At 38.5% G+C, this 16,490-nt stretch carries 14 protein-coding genes and 2 tRNA genes; 13 read left to right on the top strand and 3 right to left on the bottom strand.

Annotated features, from left to right (window positions below; all coding sequences use genetic code 11):
- The first annotated feature begins 88 nt into the window (after window positions 1-88).
- From mfd to AC4G3N_RS18845, 9 genes are all read left to right on the top strand, one after another.
- Window positions 89-3,625 carry a transcription-repair coupling factor gene (gene mfd, locus AC4G3N_RS18885; RefSeq protein WP_491090998.1) on the top strand — a complete coding sequence of 1,179 codons (3,537 nt, stop codon included), beginning with the start codon at window positions 89-91 and terminating at the stop codon, window positions 3,623-3,625.
- A gap of 200 nt (window positions 3,626-3,825) precedes the next feature.
- Window positions 3,826-4,362 carry a stage V sporulation protein T gene (gene spoVT / locus AC4G3N_RS18880; protein ID WP_066103150.1) on the top strand — a complete coding sequence of 179 codons (537 nt, stop codon included), beginning with the start codon at window positions 3,826-3,828 and terminating at the stop codon, window positions 4,360-4,362.
- A 175-nt stretch (window positions 4,363-4,537) separates the two neighbouring features.
- A complete protein-coding gene (locus AC4G3N_RS18875; protein ID WP_491090995.1) occupies window positions 4,538-6,154 on the top strand; it encodes a putative polysaccharide biosynthesis protein in 1,617 nt (538 codons plus the stop codon).
- A gap of 12 nt (window positions 6,155-6,166) precedes the next feature.
- Complete coding sequence (gene yabN / locus AC4G3N_RS18870; RefSeq protein WP_491090993.1) at window positions 6,167-7,630, top strand: bifunctional methyltransferase/pyrophosphohydrolase YabN; 1,464 nt, start codon at window positions 6,167-6,169, stop codon at window positions 7,628-7,630.
- Between the two features lie 26 nt (window positions 7,631-7,656).
- Entirely contained in the window at window positions 7,657-7,923 is a 267-nt protein-coding gene (locus AC4G3N_RS18865; RefSeq protein ID WP_066103147.1) for an RNA-binding S4 domain-containing protein, read from the top strand.
- 64 nt (window positions 7,924-7,987) lie between these two features.
- Complete coding sequence (gene yabP / locus AC4G3N_RS18860) at window positions 7,988-8,293, top strand: sporulation protein YabP (RefSeq protein WP_066103144.1); 306 nt, start codon at window positions 7,988-7,990, stop codon at window positions 8,291-8,293.
- Window positions 8,290-8,940, top strand: coding sequence for a spore cortex biosynthesis protein YabQ (gene yabQ, locus AC4G3N_RS18855; protein WP_491090990.1), 651 nt, complete (start codon window positions 8,290-8,292; stop codon window positions 8,938-8,940). Before yabP ends, yabQ begins: the two co-directional genes overlap by 4 nt.
- A 13-nt stretch (window positions 8,941-8,953) precedes the next feature.
- The gene (locus AC4G3N_RS18850; protein WP_066103137.1) at window positions 8,954-9,340 is read left to right on the top strand and encodes an FtsB family cell division protein; all 387 of its coding nucleotides are present in this window, start codon (window positions 8,954-8,956) and stop codon (window positions 9,338-9,340) included.
- 107 nt (window positions 9,341-9,447) lie between these two features.
- Window positions 9,448-9,927: a S1 domain-containing RNA-binding protein gene (locus AC4G3N_RS18845; protein WP_066103134.1), complete on the top strand. Its 480-nt coding sequence runs from the start codon at window positions 9,448-9,450 to the stop codon at window positions 9,925-9,927.
- A 327-nt stretch (window positions 9,928-10,254) separates the two neighbouring features.
- Here AC4G3N_RS18845 and AC4G3N_RS18840 read toward each other — a convergent pair.
- The 3 genes from AC4G3N_RS18840 to AC4G3N_RS18830 all read right to left on the bottom strand — a co-directional run bounded on the left by AC4G3N_RS18840 (window position 10,255) and on the right by AC4G3N_RS18830 (window position 10,651).
- Window positions 10,255-10,326 (bottom strand) — tRNA-Glu (locus tag AC4G3N_RS18840).
- 6 nt (window positions 10,327-10,332) lie between these two features.
- Window positions 10,333-10,406: transfer RNA gene (locus AC4G3N_RS18835), tRNA-Met, on the bottom strand.
- Window positions 10,407-10,525: 119 nt separating this feature from the next.
- Complete coding sequence (locus tag AC4G3N_RS18830; RefSeq protein ID WP_262366041.1) at window positions 10,526-10,651, bottom strand: hypothetical protein; 126 nt, start codon at window positions 10,649-10,651, stop codon at window positions 10,526-10,528.
- 72 nt (window positions 10,652-10,723) lie between these two features.
- Here AC4G3N_RS18830 and spoIIE point away from each other — a divergent pair, with 72 nt between their 5' ends.
- The 4 genes from spoIIE (at window position 10,724) to tilS (ending at window position 16,468) form a co-directional block, all read left to right on the top strand.
- Window positions 10,724-13,204: a stage II sporulation protein E gene (gene spoIIE / locus AC4G3N_RS18825; RefSeq protein WP_066103129.1), complete on the top strand. Its 2,481-nt coding sequence runs from the start codon at window positions 10,724-10,726 to the stop codon at window positions 13,202-13,204.
- Window positions 13,205-13,283: 79 nt separating this feature from the next.
- Window positions 13,284-14,018 (top strand): VWA domain-containing protein, encoded by a 735-nt coding sequence (locus tag AC4G3N_RS18820; RefSeq protein WP_066103126.1) that lies wholly within the window; start codon window positions 13,284-13,286, stop codon window positions 14,016-14,018.
- The gene (gene prkT, locus AC4G3N_RS18815) at window positions 13,990-14,958 is read left to right on the top strand and encodes a serine/threonine protein kinase PrkT (RefSeq protein WP_066103123.1); all 969 of its coding nucleotides are present in this window, start codon (window positions 13,990-13,992) and stop codon (window positions 14,956-14,958) included. The genes AC4G3N_RS18820 and prkT overlap by 29 nt, the downstream gene beginning before the upstream one ends.
- Before the next feature lie 124 nt (window positions 14,959-15,082).
- On the top strand, window positions 15,083-16,468 hold the full coding sequence (gene tilS, locus AC4G3N_RS18810; RefSeq protein WP_491090986.1) for a tRNA lysidine(34) synthetase TilS: 1,386 nt from the start codon (window positions 15,083-15,085) through the stop codon (window positions 16,466-16,468).
- Window positions 16,469-16,490: the final 22 nt, after the last annotated feature.

The raw sequence follows: 16,490 nt of genomic DNA, 5'->3' as shown, positions 1-16,490 counted from the left end.
CAAAGCGTTTTTCTGTTTATTATTTTCACATAGCAGACCAACTATAAATATATAAATTATGTAGAAGGCTGAAGGGAGGACGGATTATATGAATAAATTGCAGCAACTACTTACAGATAACAAAGATATTCGATCCATTACAGATGGGCTACAGGAAGGTCTGAAGGAACAATTATTAGCCGGTTTAACAGGTTCTTCGCGTTCTCTCTTTATGGCAGCGCTATATGAACAAACAAATCGGCCCCTTCTAGTGGTGGTACCGAATCTTTTACATGCCCAAAAAGTATATGAAGACCTAACGTCGATTTTAAATAAAAATAAAGTATTTCTATTTCCAGCAAATGAATTGATTGCTGCTGAATTAAGTATTGCCAGTCCTGAACTGCGTACACAGAGAATAGAAACACTTAATTATCTTGCAACAGAGGAAAAAGGCGGAGTTATTATTGCTCCGATTTCCGGTATTAAAAAGGTGCTTCCACCTCGTTCTGTTTGGAAGGAATCCTTGATTGAATGGAATGTGGGCGATGATCTGAATATCGAGAGCGTATTGGAGAATTTAATCTCGCTTGGATATTCGAGAACGGATATGGTATCGACTCCAGGTGAGTTTTCTCTTAGAGGCGGAATATTGGATATCTATCCTCTGACAGAAGAAAACCCTTTCCGGATTGAATTGTTTGATACAGAGATTGATTCCATTCGTATATTTTCAGCTGAAGATCAAAAATCGCTACAAAAGGTAGAAAAGGCATTTATCAGCCCGGTCAATGAAATTATTTTGAATAAGGGCAATGTGGCTAAAATAGCAGAGCATTTAGAAGCCGGCTTAAGCCAATCCTTAAAAAGAATTAAAAATGCAGATGCACAACAGCGGATGGTTCAGCAAATCGAGCATGAAATTGATATGCTTAGAAGCGGGAATAAGTTTGACCATATCACTCAATATATGTCACTGGCCTATGATAAACAGGCTAGTTTGCTAGATTATATTCCGACAGAGAGTATCGTCATTTTTGATGAAATCAGCAGAATTCAGGAGATGGGTGAACAGCTGGATAAAGAAGAGGCTGAATATTATACAACTCTACTTGATGAGGGGAAAATTATTCATGATATTACTCTATCTCATTCACTCTCTTCACTTATGAGTCAACATAAATATCCGCATATTTATATGTCATTGTTTTTAAGGCATGTACCTCAAACAAGCCCTCAAAACATCGTAAATATCAGCTGCAAGCAAATGCAGGATTTCCATGGGCAGATGAATTTATTTAAAGCTGAGGTAGAACGCTGGAAAAAAGGAAAATACACAGTTGTTCTTATGGGTGCCGATGAGGAGCGGGTCAAGAGAATAGAGCGTATCCTAGAGGATTACGAAGTCGATGCAAGCTTTGTACAAAATAAAGATGATATTAAGATAGAATCCCTGCAAATTATGGAGGGGCAGCTACTGACTGGATTCGAGCTTCCTATGCAGAGACTAGCACTCATTACGGAGAAAGAACTGTTTAATAAGCGAACAAGAAAATCAGCCAGAAGGCAAAAAATGTCCAATGCCGAACGTATAAAAAATTATTCGGAATTGAAGCCTGGCGATTATGTTGTCCATGTAAATCACGGGATAGGGAAGTTTATTGGTATTGAAACATTAGAGATTAATGGAATTCATAAAGATTATCTTCATATTCGCTATCAGGGAACTGATAAGCTTTATGTGCCAGTAGATCAAATTGACCTGATTCAGAAATATGTTGGTTCAGAAGGTAAAGAACCTAAGATGTATAAGCTTGGCGGTAATGATTGGACACGCGTAAAAAGTAAGGTTCAATCAACGGTCCAGGATATAGCTGATGATCTAATCAAATTATATGCAGAACGAGAGACCGCGAAGGGCTATGCTTTTATGCCGGATGGAGAAATGCAGAAGGATTTCGAAGCCTCTTTTCCATATAAGGAAACAGAAGATCAGCTGAGATCTATTGTTGAAATCAAGAAGGATATGGAACGTGAACGTCCAATGGATCGTTTACTATGCGGTGATGTAGGATATGGGAAGACTGAGGTTGCCATTCGGGCAGTATTTAAAGCTGTTGCTGATGGTAAACAGGTTGCCTTTTTAGTGCCAACTACCATTCTTGCACAGCAGCACTATGAGACCATGCGTGAAAGGTTTCAGGATTTCCCAATCAACATCGGCCTTTTAAGTAGATTCAGAACAAGAAAACAGCAGAATGAAACAATTAAAGGTCTAAAAAACGGAACAGTTGATGTGGTTATTGGAACACATAGAATTTTATCTAAGGACATCGTTTATCGAGATCTTGGTTTACTTGTTGTAGATGAAGAGCAACGATTTGGTGTAACACATAAAGAAAAAATTAAACAACTAAAAACAAATGTAGATGTTCTGACTCTGACAGCTACCCCAATACCAAGAACCTTGCATATGTCCATGCTTGGTGTGAGGGATCTTTCAGTAATTGAGACACCTCCGGAAAATCGTTTCCCTGTGCAAACCTATGTAATGGAATATAATCCGATGCTAGCACGGGAGGCAATTGAGCGGGAGATGGCAAGAGGAGGACAGGTATACTATCTGTATAACCGTGTAGAAGATATTGAAAGAAGAGCTGAAGAGCTGTCGATGCTAATCCCGGATGCCAAAATCGTGACTGCGCATGGAAAAATGACAGAAAGTGAGCTTGAATCTGTCATGTACAGTTTCCTTGAGGGTGAGGCTGATGTGTTGGTAAGTACTACCATAATTGAGACTGGAGTGGATATTCCTAATGTAAATACACTCATCGTTTATGATGCAGACAGGATGGGCTTATCCCAGTTATATCAACTACGGGGAAGGGTTGGAAGATCCAATCGTGTAGCATATGCGTATTTTACTTATCGGCAGGATAAGGTATTGACAGAGGTTGCAGAAAGAAGATTGCAGGCAATAAAGGAATTTACAGAGTTGGGTTCAGGCTTTAAAATAGCAATGAGGGATCTGACCATTCGAGGTGCAGGTAATCTTTTGGGTGCGGAGCAGCATGGCTTTATCGATTCTGTTGGATTTGACCTTTATTCCCAAATGCTCAAAGAGGCAATTCAGGAACGAAAAGGGGATACCAATAAAGAAGTCCATAATCTGATTGAAATTGATCTTAAAGTAGATGCATATATTCCGGATTCTTATATTTCTGACGGCAATCAAAAAATCGAAATGTACAAACGTTTCAGAAGCATATCAACTTCTGAGGAATTGGATGAACTTCAGGAGGAAATGCTTGACCGATTTGGAGAATTTCCACAAGAAGTTACCTACCTGTTTAAAATTGCAGAAATTAAAGTTCTTGCCATTCGGGCAGGTGTAGAATTAATTAAACAAACAAAAGATGACGTTACTATTATCACCTCTGAAAAAACAAGTAAAGAAATTGATGGACATGTATTATTCAGATCTGCTTCAAAGTTTGGTCGTATGGTCGGACTGGGTATGGAGGCTAATCGCTTGAAAATGGTTCTTTACGTAAAGAAAGTACCGGTTCAGGACTGGCTCAATGCTGCCTTTGAATTAGTTTCTGAGTTGGAACGTAACAAAAAGGTTAAAGAAAAGACTGAATAGTAAAATGTGAACTATGTGCTTTTTAAAGCAATCAAGTGTACCAATGCCCTCCTTTTTATGGTGATACATAAAGAAAAAATTTTCTTTATGTATAGAAGTTACCATTAGAAAAATACTATGTACAACATCGGCGGCATAGTCGATTTGGGCAGCAGGATGTGTCGCAAAAAATCAACCCGATGAAAGAGAGGCAACATAGAATGAAAGCAACTGGTATTGTTCGTCGTATAGATGATCTAGGACGCGTTGTTATTCCAAAAGAAATCAGAAGAACATTGAGAATCCGTGAGGGAGATCCTTTGGAAATCTTCGTTGACAGAGATGGCGAAGTAATTTTAAAAAAATATTCTCCTATCAGTGAACTTGGAGACTTCTCTAAAGAATATGCAGAGGCACTTTATGATAGCTTAGGAAACCCAGTTCTAATCTGTGACCGTGATACATTTATCGCAGTAGCAGGAAGCTCTAAAAAGGAATTCCTTAATAAAGCAATCAGTGACTCTTTAGAGAAAATTATGGAGGATCGTAACTCAGTTCTACATACTCAAAAAGGTTCTTTTTCACTTGTAGATGGCGTTGATGAAGAAGTAGCATCCTACACAGTGGCTCCAATTGTTGCAAACGGCGATCCAATCGGCGCAGTTGTGATTTTTGCTAAAGAAGCTACAGTTGGTGAAATTGAATTAAAAGCAATCGAAACAGCTGCAAGCTTCCTTGCGAAGCAAATGGAACAATAATATATTATTGTTTAACGGTTAATTGTGAAAACTCCAAGGAGTCTCCAATTAACCTTTTTTTGTCTCCTAAAAACAGGACATGACTATGAAAAAGAGGCAACCAATACTCCAAATAATGATTATTTTTGCTTATGTTATAATGTTTTGGAAATAGATAGAGAGGTGCTTTATTTGGATGAGCCGTCAGAATGATTCTTCACACAAAGTTTTAAAGGGCGCTGTTATTCTGACAGCAGCAGCTTTAATCGTAAAAATATTGAGTGCTGTATACCGAATTCCTTTTCAGAATATGGCTGGGGACACGGGTTTTTATATTTATCAACAGGTTTATCCATTTTACGGAATAGCTGTTGTTCTGGCTACTTATGGATTCCCGGTTGGTATCTCTAAGCTACTGATCGAATTTAACAGGTCTGGTAATGATAAAAAAGAAAAGAATAAAATAATAGCAGCTTCTTTTATATGGGTTGCTCTCTTCGGAATTATATTGTTTTTATTCTTGTACTTGGGAGCGGACTTGATAGCGAAGATTATGAATGATATTCAACTTGCCCCGTTAATTCGTATGGTGGCCTTTTCCTTTTTGCTAATGCCCTTCATTTCCATTGTAAGGGGTACTTATCAGGCGTCTGGAAATATGCTTCCAACTGCACTTTCCCAAACCTTTGAGCAGCTATTTAGAGTTACCTTTATTTTGATTGGTACATATTTGCTTATGAAATTAGAATATTCTTTATACACTGTTGGAAAAAGTGCGATAGCAGGGTCGTTAATTGGCGGTATTGCCGCTATGGGGGTTTTGGGACTTTATTTATGGAGAGAACGCCGTGATTATTTTCCAACCCTGATGCCAGAAAAGGAAATATTGATCAAAACGGGAGCAGTCCTTTTATTTCAGGGGTTAGCTTTTTGTTTAAGTAATATGTACTTGCTCCTTCTTCAACTAATTGATTCCTTCCAACTGTATACGAATCTCCTGTCTCAAGGGATACCTGCAGAGGAAGCGAAAGCGATGAAGGGTGTTTATGACCGAGGGCAACCGTTGATACAGGTAGGGCTTGTTGTAGCCACTTCACTTTCTTTGTCAATTGTCCCGGTATTAACCAGCTTGCAAAAAAGTAAAGCAATTGAAGAAGTAAAGAAAATGTGCCGTTTGGCTATAAAAATCAGTTCTGCTATTGGGGTTGGAGCAGCTATTGGGTTGGCTGGAATTATTCAGTCAGTAAATATTATGCTTTTTAAAGATGATGAAGGGGTTGGAGCTTTAAGCGTTCTCGCTATTTTAATATTGTTCGCATCCCTCCTGGTGACATGCTCAACTATTTTGCAAACAATGGGGTTTTGGAAAGCATCAGTTATGGTTATTCTGCTATCGGTAGGAATTAAAGTCCTTTTAAATCCTTGGTTGATTGCCGGAAGCGGAATAAAAGGGGCTGCCTACGCAAGTCTTCTTGCGCTGATGGCTGCTTGTATCCTGCTGCTTTATCTGGTAGGGAAATATATAACTGGAAGGAATATGGAATTTCATCATATAGCAAGCCTGGTGATAGCCGGAATTGTCATGTATATTGTATTAAAAGGCTATTCAGCTTTACTTTCCTTTTTTGTGGGGGAACTTGGTCAGTCAAGAATACTGGCCTCCATACATGCATTAAGTTCCGTTGCAATCGGAGGAATGATTTATCTGTATATGCTGCTTAAAATGAATCTATTTGAAAATGATGAATTGGCCCATCTACCTGGAGGACATCATTTGATAAGAATTATGAATAAAGGGAAAATCAAACGTTAGGAGAGCTGAAGTGTGACTAACCAAATCACAATTATAGGTTTAGGGGCAGGAGAGCTTGATCAAATGCCTTTGGGCATTTATAAATTACTGAAAAATACAGAGCTCGTATATGCGAGAACTATTGAACACCCGGTATTGAAAGAATTGGTGGCTGAGGGTCTGAAGGTTGAGAGCTTTGACTCCATCTATGAGGAGCATGATCAGTTCGAAGCAGTTTATGAGAAAATTGCAGAAATTCTAATTCAGAAGGCTAAGGTCCAGGATGTAATCTATAGTGTGCCGGGGCATCCGCTAATCGCTGAAAAGACTGTACAAATCTTACTTTCGGAAGGTGAAAAGAAAGGGATACCTGTACATATTAAAGGCGGCCAAAGCTTCCTCGATGCCATGTTCACATCCATTAAAGTGGATCCGGTTGAGGGTTTTCAATTTCTAGATGGTACGGACCTTTCATTGAGGGATGTCAATATCACTCAGCATATGATTGTAAGTCAGGTTTATGACGCCTTTGTTGCTTCCGAAGTGAAACTGACCTTAATGGAAAAATATCCGGATGATCATGAAGTTTATTTAGTGACCGGTGCGGGGATGAGCTCCGAATCAGTTGAACGTATGCCACTTTATGAATTGGATCGTGCCATGCAATTGAGCAATTTAACGTCAGTCTATGTACCTCCGATTCAGAAGGAAGAAAATCAATATAAGGAGTTTTGGAAGCTGAGAGAGATCATTGATAAACTCAGATCTCCGGAGGGATGCCCATGGGACAGAGAACAGACTCATGAATCGCTAAGGAAGTATTTACTGGAAGAGGCTTATGAACTGATTGATGCAATTAATGAAGGTGATGTTGATCACATAATTGAAGAGCTTGGTGATGTATTACTTCAGGTGATGTTACATGCCAGAATCGGGGAAGATGAAGGGTACTTTTCCATTGATGATGTCATTCAAGGGATATCTGAAAAAATGGTGCGCAGACATCCCCATGTTTTTGGTAATGAAAGGGCAGAATCAGCAAAAGATGTAGAGGAAACCTGGCAGAGGGTTAAAAAGGAAGAAGGTTCAAATACCTCTGATTCCATTTTGAATGTCAGCACCCATTTTCCGAATCTTATACAGGCTTATGATATTCAGAAGCAAGCCTCTAAATTGGGCTTTGATTGGAATGATGTTTCACCTGCCTGGGAAAAGGTTTTTGAAGAACTTGATGAATTTAAAGCAGAGTGGAATAAGAATAAACCAGACACCCATAATATAGAATCAGAGTTTGGAGATGTTCTGTTTGCCCTTGTAAATGTGGCTAGATTGTTAAAAATCAACCCTGAAGAGGCGCTACATCGGACAAATCAAAAATTTAGAAAGAGATTTTTGTTTGTAAATGATTGCGTAAGGGAATCAGGAAAAGCATGGAGCGATTATACACTTAAAGAGCTTGATGAGTTTTGGGAACAAGCCAAAGAGTCAGGTATATAAAGGAATAAATGGAGGTTGAATACATAGTGAGATTAGATAAGTTTTTAAAGGTTTCCCGGATTATTAAAAGGAGAACAATTGCAAAAGAAGTTGCAGATCAGGGAAGAATTAAAATAAATGGTAAAGAATCCAAAGCTTCAGCCGATGTAAAGATTGGAGATATTTTGGATATCAGATTGGGGCAAAAAGTACTGACTGTCCGTGTAGATAAACTTCTGGAGACAACGAAGAAGGATGAGGCAGCAGGAATGTATACCCTCATAAAAGAAGCAAAACTATCAGAGTCGTTTTAAGCATGGTCTAATTCCTATCATCCTATCATACACTTGTACAAATGTTTGATAATGGGGGATTAGGATGAACCAATATTATGATACAAACCAAACGAGTAAATCAGCTGGACCTGATCACGATATTAGCATGAAGGGTAGAAGGCTTCTCGATATATCAGGTGTTAAGCAGGTAGAGAGCTTTGACAATGAGGAGTTCCTTCTCGAAACGGTCATGGGGTTTCTTTCGGTCAGAGGGCAAAATCTACAAATGAAAAACCTGGATGTCGATAAAGGAATTGTATCAATTAAAGGTAAAATACTTGAAATCAATTACTTGGACGAACATAGCGGGGAGAAAGCTAAAGGATTCTTTGGCAAACTGTTCAGATGAGTCTGGACACCCAGTTTGTAACCCTGTTATCCATGATTGGCATGGGTATTTACTTTGGAGCAGCATTTGATACATACAACCGCTTTTTAGTTAGAGCAAAGAGAAAAGTATGGTTTGTTTTTATTAATGACATCTTATTTTGGTGCATTCAGGCCTTGCTCATTTTCTATGTTTTATACGAATCCAATCAGGGAGAATGGCGCTTTTATATCTTATTGGCACTGCTATGCGGTTATTCCGCCTATCAAGCCCTTTTTAGAAATTCATATAAAAGATTGCTGGAAATGACTATTTATTGGGTTAATAAATTCAGTAAATTCCTTGTTAAATTGGGAGCTCTCTTATTCATTCGGCCAATAAAAGGGTTAATTGCGCTAATTATTACTGTTATATTGCTTATATTTCAAGTGTTGCTAAAGTTTGTCAATCCTCTATTATGGCTTGCCAAGTATCTTTTAAAGGCATTAATATCGATAGTAAGGGTGATTTTCTATCCCTTTACTAGTACAGCGTCATGGCTTTGGAAGACAATTCCGGGCGGTGTGCGATCACCTGTCGAAAAGTTTTTTGATAAACTAGCAGGAATTGGAAAAAAGTTGAAGAATACTATCAATAAATTATTAAAAAAATGGACAAATAAGTCTTAAAGGAGGAAAGGAAATGGGATCGCTTGATAAAAAGAAGGAAAATATCAAACAAATCGATACGCCATATGCCCAATATCAAGAGAAACGAACCCAGTCCTTTGAGAAAAAGAAATTAGGATTGACAAGAAGGCTTGTAATATTTGGGCTTTTTGCCATCATAACAACTGGGATCGTTCTTACAACACTCTTTTCTCAACATTCCGCTTTGAAGGCTAAAGAAGAACATAAAAGTGAATTGAAAGTGAAATTGTCAGATCTTCAAAAGGATGAAGCAAGATTAAAGGAAGAAATCATTAAATTGAATGATGATGAATATATAGCAAAGTTTGCGCGTAAAGAATATTTTCTATCAGATGATGGAGAAATAATATTCAATCTTCCCGAAAATGAGGGCAAGTAGATATCCCTCACGTTGACACATATTTTTTTAAGTGATTATAATATAAGGGGAAGCTATAACTTCCATTATTTTATTTTTTTAATTTCTTAAGGAGGAGCAATTTTTTTATGTCAATCGAAGTAGGCAGCAAGTTACAAGGTAAGGTAACAGGAATCACTAATTTCGGAGCATTTGTTGAGCTGCCCGAGGGTTCAACAGGACTTGTCCACATCAGTGAGGTTGCTGATAATTATGTAAAAGATATTAATGATCACCTAAAAGTGGGAGATCAAGTTGAAGTAAAAGTCATAAATGTAGAGAAAGATGGCAAAATCGGTCTTTCTATAAAAAAAGCTGTTGAGAAGAAGGAGAGCGAACAACCTGCGCAATCATCTTATCAACAACGACCTCGTTATAACAGAGGAAACGATTCACGTGGTGGAAGAAATGACTCTCGGGGAGGAAGAGGAGGACATGATTCCAGACCGCCGCGAGAAAGCTTCGAACAAAAAATGGCCCGCTTCTTGAAAGATAGTGAAGAGCGTATGTCATCTCTTAAGAGGAACACAGAATCCAAACGAGGTGGCAGAGGCGGAAGACGCGGCTAAACCTTGCTGCTGAAACAAAATGGCAATTTATATAACAGACCAACATCAGTTGTTGGTCTGTTTTTGTTTTTTACATTTGATTATCAATTGATATAGGGATTATATGGCATAGATAGGGTAGTATAATCCTGCTGTTTAAAGGATTTGACTAGAATGAGCATGTCAGTAAATGTTGTTCATTTAAAAATCAATAAAGCCATCATGTTAAAAATGTTTGATTGTTGAGTGTTCTTATAGATGGAATAGTATGAAGTGATAAATCTAGAAGAGTTATATTCTTTATAAACACAAAAAAACCAGGGATATATCCCTGGTTTTTTGTATAGATGACCCCTACGGGATTCGAACCCGTGTTACCGCCGTGAAAGGGCGGTGTCTTAACCGCTTGACCAAGGGGCCTCAAAATAGCGGCGGAGGGGATCGAACCCCCGACCTTACGGGTATGAACCGTACGCTCTAGCCAGCTGAGCTACACCGCCATAATCAAATATACTTTTAAACACAAAAATTATCTTACAATCTAGTAAATACTTTGTCAATGGTTTAAATATTTTAGCCAATAATTAGAATATTACATTTAAATAAGTATCTATTTCTTCTATCTTCTAGCCTTTCCTACAAAGTAGTTTAATAAAATATTCTCCTTTATGATTCCTTCGATAACCTTTGTGTTTTCTTCTGCCCATTCACATGGAATGCCGTCGAACACTTTATAAAAACTCATCCTCCGTTCTGACAAATTTAGGATTATATCCCCTTTATAATAAAAGACAATCACCTGTTAGGGAGTGGTAATGTGGATAAAACACAAAGTACAATGTATGGATCGGTAACGGATGTTCAATATGATGCTGGCAAATGGAATCCTACTCAATTAGTGGACAAGTATGTAACGAAGCTAGAGGATTACTTCGTGAAACAAGGATATATATTAGTAGTTTTGGGATTTCTCCTGGGAAGGGCGCTTATCCTTTCACAGTTGGCTCCTTTTTCTCTCCCATTCTTTGCAGCAGTATACATGATGAGGCGGGAACGTTCTCCGCTTGTTATGGTCGCCTCAATAGGAGGTGCGTTAACAATCTCCTGGTCAGCAGGTTTAAGTTTATTTGCTTCATGTGCCTTATTCCTCCTCTTATATAAGCTAAGACAGCCATCAGTGGAGAATCAATTTAAAGTTGTTGGTGTATATGTTTTAATAGCCATGGGAATTGCAGGAGCAACGGAACGCTATTTGAAATATATGAAGTTTGAGATATACGATGCCATGATGATCGGTGTTGAAGCAGGTTTAGCTCTTATTCTTACCATGATTTTTATTCAATGTATCCCACTGATTGCTATGAAAAAAAGTCCACAGGGACTAAGGACAGAGGAAGTTATCAGTTTGATTATCATGCTGGCCTCTGTTATGACCGGTACGATCGGCTGGTCGATTTATCATATATCTCTTGATCATACATTGAGCAGATACTTAGTTCTCCTTTTTGCAGTCTCTGGAGGAGCCTCAATTGGATCGACAGTAGGAGTGGTAACTGGTTTAATATTCAGTCTGGCCAATCTGAGCAACCTTTTCCAGATGAGCTTATTGGCCTTCTCTGGTTTATTAGGAGGCCTTCTTAAAGAAGGGAAAAAAATAGGGGCATCATTAGGTTTAATAATTGCCACATTATTAATTGGCCTTTATGGGGAAGGGAGTCAAAATATATCAGTAACTCTATATGAATCTTTATTGGCTATTGCTTTATTTTTTATGACCCCTGCTACCCTTATTTCAAAAGTAGCCAAACATATTCCTGGAACAGCAGAGCATACGAATGAACAGCAACGTTATGTCAGGAGGGTCAGAGATGTTACTGCGCAAAGAGTGAATCAATTTTCATCTGTTTTCCAGGCTTTATCGAATAGTTTTTCACAGATGGAGGAACAAACAACGAAGGAGGTAGAAAAGGAACGTGAGTTGGATTATTTTCTTAGCAATGTGACTGAAAAAACATGCCAGACCTGTTTCAAAAAGGATCATTGCTGGGCGAAGAATTTTGATTATACGTATGGAATGATGGGAGAGTTGGTTGAGAGTTTACAGGACGAGTCCGGGCAAGTTCCGCAGGCCACGCAGAGAGAATGGAAACGGTTCTGTACAAGATATGATAAAGTGACGGAGGCGATGCTTCAGGAGATCTCTTATTACAATGCAAACCAAAAATTAAAAAAACAAGTGAGAGAAAGTAGAAAGCTCGTGGCAGATCAACTCCAGGGAGTTTCAAAGGTAATGGAGGACTTTGCTAAGGAGATTACAAAAGAACGCGAAAATCTCCATATTCATGAAGAACAATTACTGGATTCCATACGGGGGTTCGGTTTGGATATCCACCAAATAGAAATTTATTCCCTGGAACAAGGGAATGTTGATATAGATATGCAAATCCCAGATTGCGAGGGAAGTGGTGTAGGTGAGAAATTAATTGGCCCCATGCTCTCAGATATATTGGAAGAGCATATCATTGTTTACAAAGAAGAGTGCAGTTCGTTTCAGGGAGGTTTATGCCGCTTAACATTCCGTTCTGCCAAACGCTACACAGTAGAAACTGGTGTAGCCCATGCTGCAAAGGGAGGAGGGCTTGTATCAGGGGACAGTTACACCATGATTGACATCGGAAAAGGGAAGCATGCGATTGCCATTAGTGATGGCATGGGAAATGGAGAAAGGGCCCATAATGAAAGCTCAGAAACCTTAGGGCTACTGCAAAAAATACTAGAGTCTGGAATAGAGGAAAAGGTAGCTATTAAATCGATTAACTCGATTCTCTCATTGCGGACTACAGATGAAATCTTTTCAACACTTGACTTATCGATGATTGATTTGCAGGATGCGAGTGTTAAATTTTTAAAAGTGGGTTCAACTCCAAGCTTTATAAAGAGAGGGCAGCAGGTTACGAAAATCCAATCTAATAACTTGCCAATTGGTATTATCAAAGAATTTGATGTGGATGTGGTTCATGACCAATTAAAGGCCGGTGACCTTTTAATTATGATGAGTGATGGAATATTTGAGGGGCCAAAACATGTAGAAAATTATGAAGCATGGATGATTAGAAAGATTAGAGAAATCGGGACTGACAGGCCACAGGAAATAGCTGATATTATTCTCGAGGAGGTAATCAGGACAAGCTCAGGAAAAATTGAAGATGATATGACAATTGTCGTCGCACAAATCAATCATAATATTCCAAAATGGACAAGTATACCTGTCGGTGCCAAGAAGAAAAAAGCTCAATAATAATATCCTCCTAATCGTATAAAGCGCCTATATATAGGCGAAGATGGAAATAATAATAGCGGTATAGGAGGATGATGAAATGAAGACAGGTACAGTTAAACAAATATTATTGCTGACAGACGGCTGCTCCAATCAGGGAGAGAGCCCGACAGCGATGGCTGCACTAGCACGTGAGGAAGGAATTACTGTAAATGTAATTGGTGTTATGGATAAGGACATTATAGACGAGGGGGGAATGCAAGAGATTGAGAATATAGCATCATCTGGTGCTGGCATTCATCAAATCGTCTATGCTGAGCAATTATCACAAACTGTACAAATGGTCACTAGGAAGGCAATGAACCAAACGATACAGGGCGTAGTGAATAAAGAGCTTCAGCAAATATTGGGGAATCATATCACTATGGAAGAATTACCACCTGATAAACGCGGCGAGGTAATGGAGGTAGTGGAGGATCTGGGAGAAAAAGTAAAAATGGAGGTTCTTGTATTGGTTGATACAAGTGCCAGTATGAAGCATAAGCTGCCAACGGTTAAAGAGGCGCTTATAGATTTGTCTATAAGTCTAAATGCGAGAAGTGGTGAAAATCAGTTCTCAGTTTTTATATTTCCCGGGAAAAGAACCGAAGTGGAAAGAGTAATGGACTGGAGTCCTAGACTTGAATCTCTTTCTAAAATTTTCGCCAAATTAACGACTGGAGGGATTACCCCGACTGGTCCGGCTATTCGTGAGGCCATTAAGTATTTTAATAAAGAGTCTTCTATAAGGAGAATAGTAGGCGACGATGATCAATACTTCGAAGAAACCATGTAGCTTCCCAATTGGATCAGTAATCAGGGGCAAATGGCATCATAAGAGTTATATCATTCGAAAAGAATTAGGGTATGGCGCTAATGGAATTGTTTACCTCGCAGATTCTTCGGATGGATCAGTAGCAATCAAGTTTAGTGATAACAGTGCTACTATTGCTGCAGAAGTAAATGTATTAAAATCATTTGCAAAGGTCCAGGGAATATCCCTAGGACCTTATTTGATAGATGTGGATGATTGTATAGGGAGTGGAAAAATTATTCCTTTCTACGTGATGGAGTATATTTCCGGAGATTCCTTTCTAACGTTTGTGCAAAAAAGAAGTTCAGATTGGCTTGGTGTACTCATGCTGCAGCTTCTAAACAGCCTTGAGGAAATGCATAAGCTAGGATGGGTTTTTGGGGATTTAAAACCTGAAAACTTGATAGTACAATTACCCGATTTTAAAGTCCGTTTTATAGATGTAGGGGGAACCACGCAAATCGGTCGTGCGATTAAAGAATACACTGAGTATTTTGACCGGGGATATTGGGAGCTGGGGGGCAGAAGAGCAGAGCCATCATATGATTTATTTGCGCTCGCTATGATAGTGATCAATGCAGCCTATCAAAAAAGGTTTAATAAAAACGGAGAAGGAATTAACCAATTAAAGGAATTGGTGAAAAACAAGCAGGAACTCAGAGAGTTGGAGTCCATTCTTTTAAAAGCTTTGAAGGGTCATTACATAACGGCAACTGATATGAAAAAGGAAGTCATATCTCATTTACACACAAAACAAACCGCTACCCGCACCGCTGTAAAAAAGAATACTCCAGTTAACACCAGTCGAGTACAGATGAGGAAACGAAAATCCAATGATAAAAGCAGTTTCTTTGAAACGTTTTTTTTAGTTGCTATCATTACTTTGCTATATGCATTTTATATGTTTGGTCAAGTTGTATAAGTTCACAACAAATACAAACAATAACGCTGTCTCTACCGTTTTTTTTGAAAGATAATTTTTGGATTCCATTTGTAAGAGTGGTACGATAATAATTAATTGAAAGCAACGGTAGAAAGGAATATTTATGTTAGAGGCGAATGTGACTGCTTATATTAATAAAAAACAATTGATTAATCATAATGACACGATTTTGGTTGGTGTTTCCGGTGGGCCGGATTCATTGGCATTGCTTGCTTATTTAAATAGCATAAAAAAATCCTATAATCTAACCCTTGTGGTTGCCCATGTAGATCATATGTTCAGAGGTGAAGAATCATTTGAGGAGTATTTATTTGTAGAAAAAATATGTGAGGAATGGGGAATCCCATTTGAAGGAAGTCGGATAGATGTCCCAAAATATATTAAAGATACAGGTAAAAATCCACAACAGGCATCCAGAGATTGTCGATATGCATTTTATAGGGATATAATGGAAAAGTATGCGGCGCAAAAATTAGCTCTTGCTCATCATAAGGATGATCAAGCGGAGTCAGTCTTAATGAACCTTATTAGAGGGACTTCTGGGATGGCGAGGATTGGAATTCCTCTGAAAAGATTATTCGGGGGTGGATGGATCATACGTCCTTTTCTTGCTGTTACAAGAGAAGATATTCTGGAATATTGTACAGAGATGAATCTCAACCCACGCATAGATCCGAGTAATGAAAAGGATATTTATACCCGAAATCGATTCCGCAAATACATATTACCGATGATAAAAAAGGAAAATAGTAAAGCGCTTGATCATATTCAACGGTTTAGCGAGGATTTGGAGCAAGATGAAGGGTTTTTGATGGTGTTAGCTGAAAAAGAGTATAATTCTCTTGAATTAACTGAAAAGGACGGGATTTTAAAAGTTCCCATATCTTCTCTTGGAAAGGTGCCAAAACCTTTACAAAGGAGGGTGATTCATCTAATATTAAACTATCTTTATCAAGTGAAACCTTATGTATTTTCATACGTACATATAGAGTGTATTCAGTCTTTATTGACAGAATCCAATCCTTCCACCTCCGTGCAATTACCTTCTGGGCTTCAAGTTACGAAAGCATATGATCAGTTGCTTTTCCATTTTGGAAGGCTGCCATCAGTAACTTTATCAAAGGAACTCCGTATACCGGGGAAGACGGCTCTTGCGAATGGCGCCGTTATTGAAACAGTACTGCTGGATCCCTTATCTGAAAAATGGGAGCATGCATCTCGATATACATGTATTTTACCTTTAAGTGAAGAGGACTTACCATTAAGGGTGCGGAATAAGCGGGATGGAGATCGTTATCAGCCTAAAGGCTTCACGGGCCATAAAAAACTGAAAAAGCTGTTTCTTGAACACAAGATACCTGTGCATGAGCGGGAGAGTTGGCCAATTATTGTTAATAAGAATGATCAAATTGTTTGGATACCAGGTCTGCAAAAGATTAATTTAGAAAAGACCCCGATGCCAGCCATCATGATAAAGTATGTTGAATAATGCTCTTCTAGGAGGACTACCG

The sequence above is a fragment of the Bacillus sp. z50 genome (assembly GCF_058313585.1).
Note: the sequence above shows the minus strand (reverse complement) of the source record. Positions and strands in the feature narration are given on the sequence as shown.

Bases quoted from the DNA above. Each gene is read 5' to 3' on its own strand.
- mfd (WP_491090998.1), top strand. From the start codon at position 89: ATGAATAAATTGCAGCAACTACTTACAGATAACAAAGATATTCGATCC.
- spoVT (WP_066103150.1), top strand. From the start codon at position 3,826: ATGAAAGCAACTGGTATTGTTCGTCGTATAGATGATCTAGGACGCGTT.
- AC4G3N_RS18875 (WP_491090995.1), top strand. From the start codon at position 4,538: ATGAGCCGTCAGAATGATTCTTCACACAAAGTTTTAAAGGGCGCTGTT.
- yabP (WP_066103144.1), top strand. From the start codon at position 7,988: ATGAACCAATATTATGATACAAACCAAACGAGTAAATCAGCTGGACCT.
- yabQ (WP_491090990.1), top strand. From the start codon at position 8,290: ATGAGTCTGGACACCCAGTTTGTAACCCTGTTATCCATGATTGGCATG.
- AC4G3N_RS18850 (WP_066103137.1), top strand. From the start codon at position 8,954: ATGGGATCGCTTGATAAAAAGAAGGAAAATATCAAACAAATCGATACG.
- AC4G3N_RS18845 (WP_066103134.1), top strand. From the start codon at position 9,448: ATGTCAATCGAAGTAGGCAGCAAGTTACAAGGTAAGGTAACAGGAATC.
- AC4G3N_RS18830 (WP_262366041.1), bottom strand. From the start codon at position 10,651: ATGAGTTTTTATAAAGTGTTCGACGGCATTCCATGTGAATGGGCAGAA.
- AC4G3N_RS18820 (WP_066103126.1), top strand. From the start codon at position 13,284: ATGAAGACAGGTACAGTTAAACAAATATTATTGCTGACAGACGGCTGC.
- prkT (WP_066103123.1), top strand. From the start codon at position 13,990: ATGATCAATACTTCGAAGAAACCATGTAGCTTCCCAATTGGATCAGTA.
- tilS (WP_491090986.1), top strand. From the start codon at position 15,083: ATGTTAGAGGCGAATGTGACTGCTTATATTAATAAAAAACAATTGATT.